The sequence below is a fragment of the Caproicibacterium amylolyticum genome, from assembly GCF_014467055.1.
GTDB classification, from domain to species: Bacteria; Bacillota; Clostridia; order Oscillospirales; family Acutalibacteraceae; genus Caproicibacterium; species Caproicibacterium amylolyticum.
Window position 1 is genome coordinate 2919678 of record NZ_CP060696.1, and the last position, 18160, is coordinate 2937837.

19 protein-coding genes are annotated in these 18160 nt (G+C 51.8%); 6 read left to right on the forward strand and 13 right to left on the reverse strand.

Annotated features, from left to right (window positions below; all coding sequences use genetic code 11):
- Positions 1–153 precede the first annotated feature (153 nt).
- From H6X83_RS14080 to H6X83_RS14090, 3 genes are all read right to left on the reverse strand, one after another.
- A complete protein-coding gene (locus H6X83_RS14080) occupies positions 154–996 on the reverse strand; it encodes a hypothetical protein (RefSeq protein ID WP_212507083.1) in 843 nt (280 codons plus the stop codon).
- Positions 997–1050: 54 nt separating this feature from the next.
- The gene (locus H6X83_RS14085; protein WP_212507084.1) at positions 1051–1950 is read right to left on the reverse strand and encodes a hypothetical protein; all 900 of its coding nucleotides are present in this window, start codon (positions 1948–1950) and stop codon (positions 1051–1053) included.
- A gap of 84 nt (positions 1951–2034) precedes the next feature.
- Positions 2035–3207 carry an aminotransferase class I/II-fold pyridoxal phosphate-dependent enzyme gene (locus H6X83_RS14090; protein ID WP_212507085.1) on the reverse strand — a complete coding sequence of 391 codons (1173 nt, stop codon included), beginning with the start codon at positions 3205–3207 and terminating at the stop codon, positions 2035–2037.
- A 290-nt stretch (positions 3208–3497) separates the two neighbouring features.
- On the opposite strand from H6X83_RS14090, the gene H6X83_RS14095 reads away from it, so the two are divergent.
- Both H6X83_RS14095 and H6X83_RS14100 read left to right on the forward strand, forming a co-directional pair.
- Positions 3498–4229 (forward strand): hypothetical protein, encoded by a 732-nt coding sequence (locus tag H6X83_RS14095; RefSeq protein WP_212507086.1) that lies wholly within the window; start codon positions 3498–3500, stop codon positions 4227–4229.
- Between the two features lie 13 nt (positions 4230–4242).
- Positions 4243–4407: a hypothetical protein gene (locus H6X83_RS14100; RefSeq protein WP_212507087.1), complete on the forward strand. Its 165-nt coding sequence runs from the start codon at positions 4243–4245 to the stop codon at positions 4405–4407.
- A 57-nt stretch (positions 4408–4464) separates the two neighbouring features.
- On the opposite strand, the gene H6X83_RS14105 is transcribed toward H6X83_RS14100, so the two are convergent.
- From H6X83_RS14105 to trpE, 8 genes are all read right to left on the reverse strand, one after another.
- The gene (locus H6X83_RS14105) at positions 4465–4887 is read right to left on the reverse strand and encodes a hypothetical protein (protein ID WP_212507088.1); all 423 of its coding nucleotides are present in this window, start codon (positions 4885–4887) and stop codon (positions 4465–4467) included.
- A gap of 450 nt (positions 4888–5337) precedes the next feature.
- Positions 5338–6114: a tryptophan synthase subunit alpha gene (trpA, locus tag H6X83_RS14110; RefSeq protein ID WP_212507089.1), complete on the reverse strand. Its 777-nt coding sequence runs from the start codon at positions 6112–6114 to the stop codon at positions 5338–5340.
- On the reverse strand, positions 6111–7295 hold the full coding sequence (gene trpB, locus H6X83_RS14115; RefSeq protein WP_212507090.1) for a tryptophan synthase subunit beta: 1185 nt from the start codon (positions 7293–7295) through the stop codon (positions 6111–6113). The genes trpA and trpB overlap by 4 nt, the downstream gene beginning before the upstream one ends.
- Positions 7288–7884: a phosphoribosylanthranilate isomerase gene (locus tag H6X83_RS14120; RefSeq protein ID WP_212507091.1), complete on the reverse strand. Its 597-nt coding sequence runs from the start codon at positions 7882–7884 to the stop codon at positions 7288–7290. The genes trpB and H6X83_RS14120 overlap by 8 nt, the downstream gene beginning before the upstream one ends.
- Before the next feature lie 7 nt (positions 7885–7891).
- Entirely contained in the window at positions 7892–8671 is a 780-nt protein-coding gene (gene trpC / locus H6X83_RS14125; protein WP_212507092.1) for an indole-3-glycerol phosphate synthase TrpC, read from the reverse strand.
- Entirely contained in the window at positions 8668–9684 is a 1017-nt protein-coding gene (gene trpD, locus H6X83_RS14130) for an anthranilate phosphoribosyltransferase (RefSeq protein WP_212507093.1), read from the reverse strand. Before trpD ends, trpC begins: the two co-directional genes overlap by 4 nt.
- Before the next feature lie 77 nt (positions 9685–9761).
- Positions 9762–10376 carry an anthranilate synthase component II gene (locus H6X83_RS14135; protein WP_212507094.1) on the reverse strand — a complete coding sequence of 205 codons (615 nt, stop codon included), beginning with the start codon at positions 10374–10376 and terminating at the stop codon, positions 9762–9764.
- On the reverse strand, positions 10360–11850 hold the full coding sequence (trpE, locus tag H6X83_RS14140; RefSeq protein ID WP_212507095.1) for an anthranilate synthase component I: 1491 nt from the start codon (positions 11848–11850) through the stop codon (positions 10360–10362). The genes H6X83_RS14135 and trpE overlap by 17 nt, the downstream gene beginning before the upstream one ends.
- 571 nt (positions 11851–12421) lie before the next feature.
- Here trpE and H6X83_RS14145 point away from each other — a divergent pair.
- Positions 12422–14086, forward strand: a complete 1665-nt coding sequence (locus H6X83_RS14145) for a glycoside hydrolase family 13 protein (protein WP_212507096.1) — start codon at positions 12422–12424, stop codon at positions 14084–14086.
- Between the two features lie 67 nt (positions 14087–14153).
- Complete coding sequence (locus H6X83_RS14150) at positions 14154–14855, forward strand: 4Fe-4S double cluster binding domain-containing protein (RefSeq protein ID WP_212507097.1); 702 nt, start codon at positions 14154–14156, stop codon at positions 14853–14855.
- A gap of 45 nt (positions 14856–14900) precedes the next feature.
- Here H6X83_RS14150 and H6X83_RS14155 read toward each other — a convergent pair whose 3' ends face one another.
- Together H6X83_RS14155 and H6X83_RS14160 are read right to left on the reverse strand one after the other, a co-directional pair.
- Positions 14901–15506, reverse strand: coding sequence for a class I SAM-dependent methyltransferase (locus tag H6X83_RS14155; protein ID WP_212507098.1), 606 nt, complete (start codon positions 15504–15506; stop codon positions 14901–14903).
- Positions 15507–15620: 114 nt separating this feature from the next.
- Entirely contained in the window at positions 15621–16274 is a 654-nt protein-coding gene (locus H6X83_RS14160) for a CpXC domain-containing protein (protein ID WP_212507099.1), read from the reverse strand.
- Positions 16275–16508: 234 nt separating this feature from the next.
- On the opposite strand from H6X83_RS14160, the gene H6X83_RS14165 reads away from it, so the two are divergent.
- A complete protein-coding gene (locus tag H6X83_RS14165) occupies positions 16509–17069 on the forward strand; it encodes a hypothetical protein (RefSeq protein ID WP_212507100.1) in 561 nt (186 codons plus the stop codon).
- Complete coding sequence (gene mnmA, locus H6X83_RS14170) at positions 17066–18145, forward strand: tRNA 2-thiouridine(34) synthase MnmA (RefSeq protein WP_212507101.1); 1080 nt, start codon at positions 17066–17068, stop codon at positions 18143–18145. Before H6X83_RS14165 ends, mnmA begins: the two co-directional genes overlap by 4 nt.
- The last annotated feature ends 15 nt before the right edge of the window (positions 18146–18160 follow it).

Here is an 18160-nt window from a genome sequence, read left to right on the forward strand (position 1 = left end):
ATTGTTGGCAATAAATTCTAAGTCTACCGAATTTTAAATCCTTTCTTTCCATATTTTTATTGTATAAAATTTTATGTACTTCCAAGATTTATTATAATATTATACAATATTTATTGCAACAGACTTTCTAACTTATTTACCAAAAATATCCGTTTATGAATTTGCGGTTCTGTCCCGCTTCACTCCCGGCGCGTTTTCGTAGTACTGCTTCATAGTGGCATACCATTTGCCATAGGAACTGCTTTGCAGCGGATAAAAGCCCTCCGGCCCGTTAAAAGTACAGCCTTTTTCTTTGTGAAAACCGCCGCTGCCGCCGTCACTGTACTGATAAGCACCGCTGCCGTCAGCCGGGTACAATTTCAGGCCATATTCCCACCCAACCATGTGCGGATCTTCTTGAATGTGCCGCAGCTGCACGGTTAAAATTTTCTGCAGCAGTGCGGCAATCTGCTGTTGGTCAGTAATCGTTTTGTCGTACTGCATATGGGAAATTACAATTTTTGAAAATTTGGAAGCATCCGTACCCAGCACGCTGCCCATCCCGACTGTTGAGCTTACTTTCACCTTAAACAGCAGCATGCGTTCCCCCTTGTTCGGCTGCAAATAAACGCCGGTTTCCCCTGCGGAAAGGCAGCGAAACGCATAATAAAAAGTAGTGGTGCTGTCCCTGCGGTTTACCGAAAAAGATGGCTGCGGCTCATAATTTTCCAGAATTTTACCGTTACCAACGGAATAGGTCGGCGAAATTGGCATGGTACTGTGGCCGCTGCTGGCAGCCGTGTTATTATGCAGAGTAACCGCAAAAGTGTAAGTGTCCCCCACCCAGCGTTCCATGTTCTGTGTGGTATCAGACCAAAACCACGTGTCACCCGTTCCAAACGAACTGTCCGGCACACGCGCAGCTTTTGCCTTGCCGGCAAAAAATCCCACGAAAAACACCGCACAGGCCAGCAGTACGCCGACCACTGTAAAAAGAACCTTTTTCTGCGTTTTCATAAATAACTCCAGTAGACAGTGCAAAGGCACATATGTTTATACTGCTTAAGCAGATTATTTTATTTTGTTAGAATGTGTATCCGTTTGTTGGCTGTAATAGCTAAAGGTCTGGCTTCGCAGGATAGGATCTATCCCAGCCATCCACTTTTCGTACTTTTCCTGCAGCTGGGCGGCAGTGCCGGTCAGTTTTTTGCCGGTTTCCAAGTCTATAAAGCCGCCGTCCTTCGGCAGTATAAAGTTAAATGCGCCCGCATTTACGACTTTATCTGCCGCTGTGATTTCACGGTGAAAACGCTGCTGCATCATTACGTTGACCACACCTCTGCCGGTAAGACAGTAAGATTCCGCCGAAACAGCACCCGCCCTAGCAGTTTCCATGATATATCCGTCTTTTTTACCATTGGTTTTAAGCAGAAACAGATAGGAGTTTTCTGTTCCGGCAAAATCGCACATTGGCACTACTTCATCAATCACGGTGGTTTTGTCCCATTTCTCCGGAACGGGGTCAGGGTGTTCCACTGTCCGCTGAATGACTTTCTGTGCATTTGCTGTTGCAGCTTTCAAGCGGGAACCGGCTTCGACTTTCACTTTAAAAAGCCGCATTGTTTTGCCATGGTGGGTAATATACACGCCGGTTTCGCCCTCGCCAACACAGCGGAACCCGTACAGGTAGGTGAAAACATTTGGGTTTGGCTGGCCTTTCTCAAAGCCAAGATCAGTAGTCGCGCTTTCCTGCGTAAAGGTTGCAAGCACTTTTCCATTTCCAACGGTGTAGGTATCCCCTTCAAAAAGGCCGTTCACTCGAAAAACATAACTCTCTCCATACTGCCGCTGCAAATCCTGTGTGGTATCTGAGTAAATATCCCCTACTTTGCCGCCGGCAAAGGCCGGAACAGCACTGCACACCGTAACAGCAGCTGCCAAAACAATGGCTGCCACTTTCTTCTTCTCCATAGACTTTCGCTCCTTCCCATACCATTATTTGATATTTTTATTATACGCCTTGTAACCGGTGCGCAGTGTAGAATTTTTTGGTAATTATTTAGTGAATATGCTTGTCTTGCTCATGCGCTGTGCAGCTTCCTGCAAAGCTTCCTCGTCCTGTACCAGCGCCATGCGCACATGCCCTTTTCCACTGGGGCCGAAAGCACTGCCGGGTGTTACCAGCACGCCGGCCTTTTCCACCAACTCGCGTGAAAAGTGCCTGTCATCATCGCCGTATTTTGCCGGAATCTGCGCCCAGGCAAACATGGTTGCGGCGGGCTTTTCAAAATGCCAGCCCAGTTTGTCAAATGCTTCGCAGAGGATGTCGCGGCGCTTTTCATAGGCCGCCCGCGTGCGTACCACACAGGACTGGTCACCGGTAATTGCTTCTGCCGCCGCTTTCTGAATTGGCAGGAACATCCCGTAGTCCATATTGGATTTGAGCTGCTTCAGCATGGAAACCACTTGCTCATTGCCAACGCAGAAGCCCACGCGTGCGCCTGCCATTCCATAAGTTTTGCTTAATGAATTAAACTCCACGCCGACTTCCGCCGCGCCAGGAAAACGCAGAAAGCTGCCGCAGATTTTGCCGTCAAACACCAATTCGCTGTAAGCATTGTCGTGCAGTACGATAATGTCATACTTTTTGGCGAATGCAATCAGTTTTTCATAAAACCAATCCGGTGCGACTGACGCCGTGGGATTGTTCGGATAGGAAACGACCATCAGCTTCGCGGCTTTTGCGTCCTCCTCCGGAATCGTGTCAAAGTCAATGAGATAGTCGTTTTCTTTTTTCAGCGGCATCCATGCAAGCCGCGCACCGGCCATCATCGGGCCGCAGCTGAATGCCGGATAGCACGGGTCAGGCACCAGTACCGTATCCCCTGGGTCAGCAATGGACAGCGCAATGTGGGTAAGTCCCTCCTGCGAACCGAGCAGGGAAACCACCTGTGTTTCCGGATTCAGCGTTACGCCGTAGCGGCGGCTGTACCACTGCGCCACTGCCTGCTGTAATTCACTGGTGTCGCTGATGGCGTAAATATACTGGCGGGGGTCCTCTGCCGCCTCTGCCAGTGTGCGGCGAATATTTTCAACCGGCGGAATGTTTGGCGTTCCGACGCTCAGGTCAATTACCTGCACGCCCTGTGCTTCTTTTTCGCGCTTTAATGTAAGCAGTTCCGAGAACACGCCTTCCCCAAACTGTTCCATACGTTTTGCAAACTGCATACTAAATTCCCTCTTATTCCTAAATTGCTTTTCTAAAGTGCTTTCTTAAATTGTACGCTGCCCACCCGCTTTCGTCAACTTTCTTTATACACTGCAAAAAATCTGGCGTTTGGTAACAAAGCAAAGAAATACTAATAAAAGTACAGTCAATGCAGAACTGTAAAAAATATTTCAAGGAATATATTGACAATTGTTTTTTTAAATGGTATACTTTGGAAAAATATTAATTATCGAAAGGAGAGTTTATAAGGAAAGGTTCTGTAAAAAGGTTCGTTGCTGTCTTTGCGTCATTGGCTTTGACATTTTTTTCTGCCACCCCTGCCTTTGCCGCAACCAATGTTCCTGAGTCCATCAATTCGCACTCACCATCTTCCACCGCCGCGACGTTAAGTCCATCCACAATTCAAAAGCTAACCCCTTACATCTCTACTAAGTCTGATGGTTCCCTGTACATACAGAAAAGTGCTAATCAAGTCGGGGTGACCGCCACTGAATATGAACAAGCGCAAAAAAGTCTTCTTTCTTCCAATCTGATGATTAAAAAAGGCTTTTTAACTGCTGATCATTCCGGTAATATTTCAATTACACCAAAATATACACAAACAGTCAATGCTAATATTAACAAAGCTTCTATAGCTCAGAAGAATAATTTGTCTTTGTACACAGTCAAGCAATCACCTCTCAAATCGCATTGCATAATTCAAAATAATACTTTAACACTCAGAACGGCCTATTCTGGTGTAAACAAAGTTGTTTGGACATGGTATGGCTGCGACTTATACCTTAATAACGAAACTGCATCTAAAGTATCTTCAGGAATAAATATTGCGGGTACTTTATCCGTACTAATTCCAGAACCTGTTGTATCCAAAGTGCTTGCAATTGCGCTATCAGCTGCAGGCAACATAATTGCTTTCAATAATACCAATGGCCGCGGCGTTATTATCAAAATTTTGATTGCTCCTCCTCTTTACGGCAGCAGTCTCCCAACCGTTAGCCCTATTTGGATTTCTTCACAATGAGAGAGACTAACTTATGAAATTCACTGTTTCTATGACCCTTTTATTTGCAAATTGCGTCTTTCTTCTGATTGCTCTGATTTTCCAAAAGAAAATCAGTAAAAAAGGAGATATTGCCATTCGTATTATTGCTTTCAGCGTAGGTATGATTGCTGTAATTCTCGGCTTCCTGAAAATTTAACAACAAGCCCCTGCCTTGGGTGTTACACCATGGCAGGGGCTTGTTTGCGCCCAAAACTTATGCGTTAAAAACAGAGGTGAGAATCTGTAAGGGGGCCGCTACGGAAACCGCCGCGCCGCACAGGATGGCCACCGCTAGCAAGACTTTTCGCTTTGCGGCCTGTGCTCGTTTCGCCGCTGCGTACAGCGGAAACTGCAAAATATCCACCGCAAGCATGGCAAGTGAAATTGTCGCAGTAGGTGTCATTTTCCACACATCCGGCACACTCCACATACCGGCAGAAAAACGGACCGTGTTCCCAATCATCGCCCAGAGCACAAAATGCACCGCCGCACCAGCACTGAAAACAATCCATAAAATCCGCAGGATTCGGCACAGCTGACGCCTTTTGTCCCAGAAATGTGAAAAGAGGGATGCTGGAAACACACCGAACGCAGAACAAACCGGTACCGCCGCCAAAGCAGTGAAAACTTCGCCCATCACGCTCACCTCTTTGCAAGTTTTACATACAGAATATACAAAATTTACAAATCTGTCAAGCAGAGGCGCGAAGCGCCCCGTGCGGCGGCAAAGCCGCCGTCTTTGCGTAAACCGAAACATTTTCGCGTGTAAGCCTATGCCGGCAAACAAGTAAATTGAGAATTGTCTTGGCGCAAACAAACTGTCCCCCGCGCGGATGTGGCCGCAAAGGTGAAATGCCGCGCGAAGCGCGAGTAATTTCAGCTTTTCTGCTACTCTAGCGCGGCGCGCCCTGTAAAAATCAATTCGGCCATCTTGCTTTGCAGGTCAAGGGCGCAGCCCTTGTCTGTCTTTGGTAACTTTCTGCTGATACAGAAAGTTGCCGAGGGCGTGGGGCGAGCAGCCCCACAGCTTCACTGAAAAAGAAACATGAATTCAGGACAAGAAACGCTGCCAAAAGCAAAGCCGCACTTAAATTGTCTTTAATGCGTCTTTCATGCTCTTTACATATTCATACACCGGTTTCCCGGCATCTTCGCCGTACTTCGCGATGATTTTCACAATGGCGCTGCCCACAATGACACCGTCTGCAACGGCACCGATTTTCTCTGCCTGCTGCGGGGTATTGATGCCAAAGCCGACTGCGGCCGGGGTTTTCGTGCTTTCCCGCACAATCTCCATAATGGAAGCAAGGTCCGTCTTGATGTCACTGCGTACGCCGGTCACACCCAGCGAGGAAACCACGTACAAAAAGCCCTCGGACTCGGCGGCGATTCTGCGAATACGCTCATGCGAAGTCGGTGCAACCATAGAAATCACTTTTACGCCGTTTTTTGCGGCAAGTTCGGTAATTTCGCCTTTTTCTTCAAATGGCAAATCCGGAACAATGATGCCGTCCACGCCTGCTTCTGCGCAGCGCTTAAAAAAGCGCTCGTTGCCGTAGCTGAACACGGGGTTGTAATATGTCATAAACACCAGCGGCGCGTCGGTCTTCCTGCGCAGGTCTGCCGCCATATCGAACACACCGTCCGTAGTGGTGCCTGCAGAGAGGGAGCGCAGGTCAGCCTCCTGTATTACCACGCCCTCCGCAATCGGATCGGAAAACGGAATACCGATTTCCACCAGGTCACAGCCTCCGCGGAGCATTCCCAGAATGAACTCCTCTGTTTTTGCCAAGGACGGGTCGCCCGCTGTGACGAAACCGATGAACGCCTTACCGTTTTGAAATGCTTTTTCTATTCTGTTCATTCTGTAATGTTCCTCCCCCTGTAACGCGCGATTGCCGCCACGTCTTTATCTCCTCTGCCGGAAAGGCAGATAATCATACTTTGGTCTTTGCGCATGGTGGGCGCAAGCTGCATGGCATAAGCCACGGCGTGGGCGCTCTCGATTGCACAGATAATGCCCTCCGTGCGGGCAATGTACTCGAATGCGTTGACCGCTTCGTCATCCGTTACCGGCACGTACTGTGCGCGGCCGATGTCGTAAAGATGCGCGTGCTCCGGCCCGATTCCGGGGTAATCCAAACCGGCAGAAATGGAATACACCGGCGCAATCTGGCCATATTCATTTTGGCAGAAATAAGACTTCATGCCGTGAAACACGCCGGGCTTGCCGGTGGCAATGGTTGCGGCGGTTTGGGCTGTGTTCACCCCGCGTCCCGCGGCCTCGCAGCCAATCAGCTTTACTTCTTTGTCCGGTATAAAATTATAAAACATTCCCATGGCGTTGCTGCCGCCACCCACACAGGCAAGCACCGCGTCCGGCAGCTTTCCCTCTGCCTCCAGAATCTGTTCCCGCGCTTCCTTGCTGATAACGCTTTGAAAGTCGCGCACCATCATGGGGTACGGATGCGGCCCCATGACTGAACCAAGACAGTAGGCGGTATCATCCACGCGGCTGACCCATTCGCGCATGGCTTCGTTGACGGCATCTTTCAGCGTACCGGTACCGGACTCGACCGGATGCACCTTTGCACCCAGCAGTTCCATACGGTACACATTCAGTGCCTGCCGTTCGGTGTCTTTCACACCCATGAAAACTTCGCATTCCATGCCCAGCAGAGCAGCGCCGGTCGCCGCCGCCACACCGTGCTGCCCCGCACCGGTTTCCGCGATAATCCGCGTTTTGCCCATACGCTTTGCCAGCAGCACCTGCCCCAGCACGTTATTGATTTTGTGGGAACCGGTGTGGTTTAAATCCTCGCGCTTCAGGTAGATTTTTGCGCCGCCCAAGTCTTTGGTCATTTTCTCCGCGTAATACAAAAGCGACGGGCGACCGGTGTACTGCCGGTTCAGTTGGGCCAGTTCTTTTACAAAATCCGGGTCATTTTTATAGTGCTCATACGCCTTTTCCAGGCAGTCAAGCTCATTCATCAGCGTTTCCGGCACATACTGCCCGCCGTGTACGCCGTATCTTCCTTTAGACATTTCGTATCCTCCTTATAATCGCTTCTATCTTTGCTAAATCTTTTTTTCCGTCCGTTTCCGCGCCGCTTGAAACATCCATGCCCCACGGGTGCAGTGTTTTTGCGGCCTCCACCACATTTTCGGGCGAAAGCCCGCCTGCCAGAAACCACGGGCGGTCAATTTTCGGCAACAAACTCCAGTCAAAGACCTGCCCAGTCCCGCCGCTGCCGCTGTCCAGCAGCAGGAAATCCGCCGGACTTTGCAGCGCCCGCGCCGTATCTGCCGCGTTCTGCACACGAAACGCGCGAATTACTGGAAAACCCGCACGCTGAATCTGCCGAATGTCCGCATCCGACTCCTGCCCGTGCAGCTGTGCAATCGAGATGGTACCGACGCGCAGCAGCCGCAGGATTTCTGCCACCGGCTGGTTTACAAACACACCCACCGGCACAATTCCCGGTGAAAGCGCGGCGCGCAGTTCCGCCGCCTGCTCCGGCACAACTCTGCGGCGGCTTTCTGCAAACACAAAGCCGATATAATCCGGTTTGGCGGCGTTAACCGCCGCAATATCTGCCATACGGGTCAGCCCGCAGATTTTAATTTTTGTCATTTTTCGTTCACTCCTGCCGCAGCGCCCGCAGTGCCGCTTTGCGGTCCGGCACACGCATCAGCGCCTCCCCGACCAGCACCGCATCCGCACCCATCTGCCGCACGGCGGCGATTTCCGCCGCACCCTTTACCCCGCTTTCAGAAACAAACAGCACCTCCGGCGGAATTAACTTGCGCAGGCGCTCGCCCGCGTGGACATCCACGGTAAAGTCCTTCAAATTGCGGTTGTTCACGCCGATAATTTTTGCGCCGCTTGCCAGCGCGCGGTGTGCTTCCTCCTCGGTGTGTGCTTCCACCAGTGCGGAAAGGCCGAAACTTTCCGCCAGCTCACGGTAGCTTCGCAGTTCCCTGTCGCTTAAAATCGCACAGATAAGCAGCACCGCACTTGCGCCCAGCAGCTTCGCTTCACAAATCATATACGGGTCAACGGTGAAATCCTTGCGCAGAACCGGAATATGCACTTCCCGCGCAACTTCCTGCAAATACTGGTCTCTGCCCAAAAACCACTTTGGCTCGGTCAGTACGGAAACTGCCGCCGCGCCCGCTTCCTCGTAGTCCTTTGCAATCTGTAAATACGGAAAGTCCGGCGCAATCAGTCCCTTGCTCGGTGATGCTTTTTTGACCTCGCAAATAAAGGAAAGTCCCGGCTGCTTTAGTGCGCGTTCAAACGGGAACTCCTGGTTTTCTGGCAGCGCCCGCGCCTGTTCCAATAATTTTTCGTATGGGATTTTTTGCTTCCGCTGTACCACGCGTTCCCGTGCGGCGGCGGCAAGTTCGTCTAAAATCATGCGGTTTCCTCGTTGGTAAGACGAATAAACTGCTCAAGCTGTGCTTTTGCCGCGCCGCTGTCAATCGTTTCGGCGGCAAGTGCTATTCCAGCTTTTAAGTCGCTCACTTTTCCGGCAATCTTCAAAGCCGCGGCAGAGTTGAGCAGCACCGCGTCACGCTTCGGCCCCTTTTCACCCGCAAGAATCGCACGGGTAATCTCCGCATTTTCCTGCGGCGTTCCGCCGACCAAGTCCGCCTTTTGGCAGCGGGTAAGCCCCAGCTCCTCCGGCGTAATCACATAGGAGGTGTAGCTGCCGTCCTTTACTTCACAGACGGTGGTTGGTGCGGAAAGGGAAATTTCATCCAGCATATCCTGGCCGTAAACCACCATACCGCGTTTTACACCCAAATTTGACAGCACGCGCGCCAGCGGATCCACCAGTGCTTCGTCATAAACACCCATCAGCTCCATATTGGCGCCTGCCGGATTGGAAAGCGGCCCCAGGATGTTAAACACCGTGCGGATGCCAAGTTCTTTGCGCACCGGCGCAACGTACTTCATGGCGATATGATAATTCTGTGCAAACAGGAAGCAGAGGTTTATCTTTTTCAGCAGCTGTGTACTTTTTTCCGGCGGCAGAACAATGTTGACGCCAAGCGCTTCCAGCACATCCGCAGCCCCGCATTTGCTGGAAGCCGCACGGTTGCCGTGCTTTGCAACCGGCACACCCGCCGCGGAAATCACGATGGCGGAAGTGGTGGAAATGTTAAAGGAATTAGCGTTGTCCCCACCGGTGCCCACAATCTCCAACACGTCCATGTCGTGCAGCAGCTTCACGCAGTGTGCCCGCATCCCCGCCGCGGAAGCGGTGATTTCATCAATGGTTTCGCCCTTCATGCGCAGCGCCGTCAGGTAAGAACCCATCTGTGCCTGTGTGGTTTTGCCGCTCATGATTTCATCCATCACTATGTTTGCGGTTTCGTAAGTAAGGTCTTTCCCTTCGGTAAGCTGTGCGATTGCTTCTTTAATCATACCAAGTCACTCCTTTGTGTAATGCAAAATTTCTATAATCGTAAAAATTATAAAGTTAAACTGAAAGAACTTACTTTTTATCTCTGGGCTGCAAGCCCGGTGGCTTCGCAGTTTTGTACCGCCCCAACCTGCAGGAAATTTTCTAAGATTACTTTTCCCTGCGGGGTCAAAATCGACTCTGGGTGAAACTGCAGGCCATACACCGGATATTGTTTGTGCTGCACCGCCATTACTTCGCCGTCATCCAGGCTGCGTGCGCTAACTGCGAGTTCCGGCGGCAGGGTGCTTTCCTCCAGCGACAGCGAATGGTAGCGCGCTGCGCCGATTACTTCCGGCAGTCCGCGAAACAGCGGGCATTCCGCTGAAAGCCGCACCTGTGACTGCTTACCGTGCATCAGCTTTTTTGCGTAGCCGATCGTGCCGCCAAACGTTTCGCAGATGGCCTGGTGCCCCAGACACACCCCCAAAAGCGGCACTTTGCCGGTAAAATACCGCACCGCTTCCTCGCAGATGCCCGCATCCGCCGGCCGGCCGGGGCCGGGACTTAGGATGACCGCGCGCGGGTGCATTTCCGCAATTTGCTGTACCGTTACGTCATTATTACGCACCACCCGGATTTGATGGTCAATCGAACCGACCAGCTGATACAGGTTGTAAGAAAAGCTGTCATAATTATCAATCAGTACAATCACGGTCAAGTCCCTCCTGTGCTTCTTCCAAGGCGGTCACCACCGCTTTTGCTTTGTTAATGCACTCCTGATATTCGGTTTCGGGTACGCTGTCCGCAACAATACCCGCGCCGGAGCGGACGAACACCTTGCCGTTTTTCTTAAATGCAATGCGGATCGCGATGCAGGTATCCAGATTGCCGGTAAAGTCCATGTAGCCGATGGCACCGCCGTAAATACCGCGCTTGTTGTTTTCCAGCTCATTGATAATCTGGCAGGCGCGGAACTTCGGCGCACCGGAAAGCGTTCCTGCCGGCAGCACGGAACCAATCGCGTCCACTGCGGTGCAGTCCTCCCGCATCTGCCCCGCCACCGTGGAACCAAGATGCATAATGTGCGAAAACCGCAGCACCTGCAAATGTTTTTCCACCTTGACGGTACCGAATTTACTGATGCGGCCCAAGTCATTGCGCCCTAAATCTACCAGCATATTGTGCTCCGCAAGCTCCTTCGGGTCCTGTAGCAGTTCCGCTTCCAAAGCGTTGTCCTCTGCCTCCGTTTTCCCGCGCGGGCGGGAACCCGCCAGCGGAAAGGTATGCAGTACGCCGTTCTGCAGCTTTACCAGTGTTTCCGGCGAGGCGCCGGCGATTTCAATATCATCACTGGAAAAGTAAAACATATACGGTGAGGGATTCAGCGTGCGCAGCACCCGGTAAGTGTCCAGCAGGCTGCCCGCAAAGTCAGCTTCCAGCCGATTGCTGAGCACCACTTGAAAAATGTCGCCCTCGCGGATGTACTGCTTTGCGCGCTCCACCATAGCACAGTACTGCTCCTTGCTGAACAAATGCCGCACCGGTGAAGTCAGGCGGCCGGGTTCGCGCTCGGCGGGGGTGCCGGTGCGAATCAGCTGCACCAATTCCTCCAGTTCTTTTTGTGCCGTTGTGTACGCTGCTTCCACATCCCCGGCAAGCGAAATGTTGACAATCAAAATAATTTTCTGGCGGAAGTTGTCAAACGCAATAACCTTATCAAACAGCATCAAATCGACGTCATTAAAGTGTTCCTGGTCTTCCGCGTCCAGCTTCAGGTGCGGCTCGCTGTACTTGATGTAATCATAGGAAAAGTACCCCACCAGCCCGCCTGTGAAGGGCGGCATCCCCTCAAGGCGCGGGCTTTTGTTTTCCTCCACAATTTTTTTGAGCACCGCGCCGGGGTCTTTGGTGTGAAAGCGCTGCTCGGTTTCCCCTTTGATGCACATATTGCCGTCCACACAGGTAATTTCCTGCTTCGGGTCAAAACCCAGGAACGTGAAGCGTCCCCACTGCTGGGTGTCCTCCACACTTTCCAGCAAAAAGCAGTGACGGCTTTTCCCCTGCAGAATGCGCAGCACCTCAATCGGTGTTTTAATGTCCGCGTAAATTTCGCGGCTGACCGGCAGCACCCGGCAGGTTCTCTCCGCCGCATAGCGTTTTGCCTCGGTCAGTGACGGCTTTGCCATATTCATACCTCCCAAAAGATTTCCACGGGCAGGTATAAAAAAGACCCGCCCAAGGCAAACAGAATCTGTCTGCCAAGGACGGGTCTGAAAATTCAAACTCGCGGTGCCACCTTGTTTTGCGGTTCAGCTGAACCGCACCCTTTGCGGGGTACGAACATACCCCCGGCCAGTTACGCAGGCCTTACGTCACGGAATACTTGGCAAAATGCCTTTGACCGTGCCCTCAGTGGTCCATTTAACGAACTGCTCGCGGCCCGGCTCTCATCTGCCCGGGCTCTCTGTACACGCTGGCTTCGTTTTTATCTCCACTTCATCGGTTTAACAGGAAACAATATAAAATTATTTGCTTATTATTATACGCATCTGTTTTTGTTTGTCAACTGCTTTTTTGTAATTTTTTGAGAAACGCTCAAATTTTCTGTCAGCGGCAGCTTGGTCGTGATTCACAAAAATTTATTTTAAAATTTGTAGGAATCACGTTTGTTTTTCTCTTGCGTTTTATGTTAAACGTATTTATACTAGAGCTATTGAAGTTATATAATTGTCATTTTATACAAAGGCGGTGCTTTTTATGCAGCAAACTCCCTGGTGGAAAAAGAGCGTAGTTTACCAAATTTACCCCCGCAGCTTTATGGATGCAAACGGTGACGGCGTGGGTGACCTTGCCGGCATTACCAGCCGGCTCGATTACCTGCAGGAGCTTGGCGTGGATGTGCTGTGGCTCAGCCCGGTGTACAAAAGTCCAAATGACGACAACGGCTACGATATCAGTGATTACCGCGCCATTATGGCAGAATTCGGCACCATGGCGGATTTTGACACTATGCTTGTACAGGCTCACCGACGCGGCCTGAAAATCGTGATGGATTTGGTCGTGAACCATACCAGTGACGAACACGCATGGTTTGTGGAAAGCCGCAAGGCAAGGGACAATCCGTACCGCGACTACTATATCTGGCACGACCCGGTGGAAGGGCACGCCCCCACCCCAGTGCAAAGCTGCTTCTCCGGCTCGGCATGGCAGTACAGCCCGGAAACCGGTCAGTATTACCTGCATATGTTCAGCAAAAAACAGCCTGACCTCAACTGGGATAACCCAAAAGTGCGCAGCGAAGTTTTTGATATGATGAACTGGTGGTGCCAAAAAGGAATTGACGGCTTCCGAATGGATGTAATCAGTATGATTTCCAAACCATCTGCGTTTTTCCTTCCGGAAAACGGTCAGTATGACACCACCAATGGCCCGCATGTACACGAATATCTGCAGCAGATGAACCGCGAAGTGCTTTCCAAGTATGACCTGATGACCGTGGGCGAAACCCCCGGTGTCACCGTGGAGGAAGCACAGAAATACGCCGGAAACGACACCCGTGAGCTGAACATGGTGTTCCAGTTTGAACTGATGGATGTTGACGCCGGCAAGTACGGAAAGTGGGGCGACGGTACTTTCCGTCTTTCCGATGTAAAGCGCATCTTCAGCAAGTGGCAGGACGGCCTGCATGGCACTGCATGGAACAGCCTGTTCTGGGACAATCACGACCAGCCCCGCTGTGTTTCCCGCTTTGGCTGCACCGACACGCCCGCGCTGCGCGTTCGTTCCGCGAAGATGCTGGCAACCTGCCTGCACTTTCAGCAGGGTACTCCCTATATCTATCAGGGTGAAGAACTGGGCATGACCAACTATCCCTTTACCTCCCTTACAGAGTGCCGCGACATCGAAGCAATCAACGCCTACCACGAACTGGTGGATGAAAAGGGTGAGATTGCACCGGAAGATATGATGCGGTATATCCGCCGCTCAAGCCGGGACAATGCCCGCACCCCAATGCAGTGGAACAGCAGCAAAAACGCAGGCTTTTCCACCGGAGAGCCGTGGATTCCCGTGAACCCGAACTACACAGAAATCAACGCGGAGGCAGCGCTTGCCGACCCCGATTCTGTTTTCCATTATTATCAGCAGCTTATCCGCCTGCGCCACGAACTGCCGGTCATTACAAACGGCACCTACACCCTGCTCGGCCCAGAAAACGAGCAGCTTTACTGCTACATCCGCGAGGATAAAACGCAGGCACTGCTCGTGCTGTGCAGTTTCTCCAAAGGAACCACAGAATTTGCCGTACCGGAGCGCTTCGGCGGCAGCAGCCTGCTGCTGAGCAACTGCGAAGAACCGGAGCTGCTCGGTGCCACAGTGACCCTGCAGCCATTTGAAGCACGCGTGTACAGTTTGCAAAAGTGATTTTCTGGACAATGCCTGGTCGTGATGTTACAATGTAAGGAATTATTTTCCTGAAAGGAGCATCATCATGAACCAGCTTTCGCAAGATTTTAAAGGACATCTGCTGCAAGCCGGCGCAGATCTGGTTGGGTTTGCTGACCTTTCCTGTCTGCCGAAACTGCCGGATGCGCCCGGCTGCCACATTGGGGTTTCTGTTTGTGTTTCCATTCCCGCCCAAATCATTCGTTCTATTGCGGATGGACCAAATCTCGCATATTTTCAAGCATATCATACATTAAACGCCAAATTGGACGCACTGGTCTGCGAGGCTGCCGACTGGCTGCAGCAGCAGGGATACCGCGCATGGGCGCAGTCCGAAGAGCATGTACACGAAACCGAGGACTACCGTACACCGCTACCGCACAAAACAGTCGCTGTGCTGGCCGGTCTGGGTTGGATTGGGAAAAGTGCGCTGTTTGTTTCAAAAGAATACGGTTCTGCTGTGCGCCTGTCCTCATTGGTAACAGATGCCCCGCTTTCCTGCGGAGAACCGGTTCGCAGTTCCCGCTGCGGAAGTTGTATGGTTTGCCGTGACGCCTGCCCTGGCAAGGCAATTTCCGGTAATCTGTGGCAGCCAGACCTTTTTCGGGATAAATTTTTCAATCCTTATGCCTGCCGCAAAGCTGCACGCCAGCGTGCAGCGCAGTACATTCACAAAGAAATTACACTGTGCGGAAAATGCATACAGGTATGTCCCTACACACAGGCTTATTTAAATCGTGCAGAATAAAAAACGGACTGCTGTGAGATTTCACAACAGTCCGTTTTCATTTTATTATTTCTTTAAAATATAATCGACAAAGCCCTGCCAAATCCACTTGCCTTCAAAAATTCTTTCCGGCACGCGGTCTTCCTTGTAAAGCATCGTCATATCTGCAAAATACGCTTCCGGTTCCTTTTGGGCAAAATACGAATGAATCACCGGTACGCCGTCATCCAACTGTTTATACTGGTTCTCTCCAACCGCTTCACCGGTGCCGCACCGAAAATCCTTTGCAGTCAGGAAATTGACAAAAAGCAGACCGCCGGGCTGCAGCACCCGCTTCATTTCCTGAATGGACTGTGCCACCTCTGCTTTTGTCATATGAAATACGGAATTGTAGGAGTACACGATCGGAAAAGAACCGTCCGCAAACGGCAGATGGCGCATATCTCCCTGCTCAATCTGCAAAGCCTGACCATGCTGTTTTGCTGCCTGCCGCGCCAACTCACACTGCTCGGCGGAAAATTCGATTCCGTGGGTTTCATACCCATATTCCGCGAAAAGCAGCAGCGGCGGGCAATCGCCGCCCGCACCGCAGTCCAGCACTTTCTTTTCCAGTCCGGACTCATTGCAGAACTTTAAAAAGCGATACAACGGAACCTGCCGGATCATTCCCATCTGTTTTTCCTCCAAAGGCCATGCTTGGGGCAAGGTTAAGTGTCACACTGCGGTCGCTTGCTGAGAATACCCCTTCGGGGCACACAAACGACAGCAAACAACTTGCCGGTGCTCTCACATTCTCTGGTATTTTTCCAGTAAACGCGCTGCAAGGCGGCCGTCCACATGAACGAAGTCATCGCCCTGGCCGCCGCCGCACTGTCCGCTGATTTCCAGTGCTTTCTGATAGGTGGCAAACCGGGTCGCCTTTTTCAGCGGTTCTTCCTCACCTTCCATGAAGAACAGGAAGCCCATGCGGTCAGTACCCTGATTGGCAAAGCAGAAGCAGCCAGCCTCCACCGCTTTATTCTGCTTTTCCTCGACAATCGCCGCCAAACCGGCTTTTACCAGCTCAACCCCAACGTCATCCAGACCGGCTTCATAAATAAGCACCTTTTCTTTCAATTCCATTGGGGAGGTCACCGCGCGCTTGCGCACACCGGCAAGCTGCGGGAACCGCGTGTCTACCTCAACTTTTTTCAAGTCCTGCTCACTGCCCTCCGGCACAAGGTATATCATGAATTTCTGTTCCTTGTCATGGTACAGGCAGGGATAAACCAGCTCCGCCTGATACCCGCAGTGCGGGCACTGCCAGTCGAAAAGTGTTTCATCCAGAATTTTCTGCCGCAAAGCAGGCTCCGTATCCGCACTGATACCGGTCCACATTTTTGTGCGCACTGGTTTGCCGCACTGCGGGCAGCAGACATCTTTATTCACCTGAGTAGACATAAAGTAAAAACACCCCCGTGTCTTGTTGCTGATTGTATAGTTTTTTATTATAGCACAAATCCTGCGAAATGCCTACCGCAAAACCTGCCGCCCCAGCAATTTTTTAGCAATGTACAGAAAATATCGCGTTCCTCCGAAATAGCACTGTTAAATTTTCAGTCAATGCGGTATAATAAAAGCAAAATCATGCGCAAACTTTTCCGCACCTGTCGGTGCGGCACGGAGGAACTTAAAATGGGAATATTTGATTCTTTTGGAAAGCAGCTTTCCGACACGTTTGACAGCCTGCGTGAAAAAAACCATCGCTCTGCTGTCATCAACCGCCTGCACATCGTCATTAAAAACGAGCGGGAAAACAGTGCCCGCGCTTATGTTGCACTGGGGAAATATTACTATGAGCATCTGCGGGAGCAGGGCAACGCCGAAACTGAAGCCCTGTGTGCTTCCATTGATGACAGCGACCGACGCATGAAACGTGCCTTTGCACACATGGACGAAATCCGTGAGAAAAACATCGCCAATGTACAGGATACGGAATGTGCCAACTGCGACGATGACTGCAGTGTTTGCAAATTCCATGAGGACTGCGACTCGGAAGCCGCCGCCTACGACCCTTACGACACCACCCCATCCTCCATTGCACAGGATCCCGACAATGTGGAAACGGATGAATTCCAGCAAACCGCGGTGGCCGCACCGCATACGGAAACATCCGCTCCAACCGCACCAGCACAGCCGGAACCCGCTGTGACTCCCGCAGACGAGGAAGCTGCACCGGAGGAACCGCAGGCGTGAAAGGAAAAGTTTTAGTAGGCATGAGCGGCGGCGTAGACAGCAGCGTTGCCGCTCTTTTACTGCAGCGAAGCGGCTGGGATGTAGTCGGCTGTACACTGCGTCTTCACCTGGATGACCCCGCTTTTCCCACAAGGGAAGGCGGCTGCTGCTCGTTTCAGGATGTGCAGGATGCGCGCCGGGTATGCTATGCCCTTGGCGTTGACCATTTTGTATTCAACTTTACAGAGCTGTTTGAAGAACGCGTTATTAATAATTTTGTTTCCGAATATGCCGCCGGACATACACCGAATCCCTGCATTCGGTGCAACCGCTGGCTGAAGTTCGGTGCCATGCTGCAGCGCGCAAAGGAACTTGGCTGTGATGCAATCGCAACCGGGCACTACGCCATTGTAAAACAGGCCGCAAACGGCCGCTGGCAGCTGCATGCTTCCTCCACTGGAAAAGACCAGAGCTATGTGCTGTACAGCCTGTCACAGGAGCAGCTTTCCCACACGATTCTGCCGCTTGCATCCCTGCCAAAGCCGGAAGTTCGCGCGCTGGCGGAGGAAGCCGGCCTGCCGGTGGCACATAAACCGGACAGTCAGGAAATCTGCTTTGTACCGGACAACGACTACGCCGGATTTCTCTGCCGCCGAAATGGCTGTGACAGTGCTCCCGGTGACTTTGTGGACACACAGGGACATGTGCTTGGCCGCCATCGCGGGCTGACCCACTATACGGTCGGTCAGCGCAAGGGGCTTGGCATCGCGTTTGGTGAACCGATGTATGTGACTCATCTGGACGCAGAGCACAACAAAATTGTGCTTGGCCCGGAGGGCAGTCAGTACAGCCGAGCGCTGCTTGCGAAGGAACTGAACTGGGTTTCCATCCCCGCGCCGCGCGAACCGCTGCGTGTACAGGCGAAAATCCGTTATCAGGCACGCCCCGCACCTGCCACAGCTGTGCTGCAGCCGGACGGCACGCTGCTGCTTGACTTTGATGAAGCGCAGCGTGCCGTTGCCCCTGGGCAGGCCGTTGTTTTATATGATGACGACCTGCTGCTTGGCGGCGGTGTGATTGTACGTGGTATTTCGTAATAAAACAAATGCCCG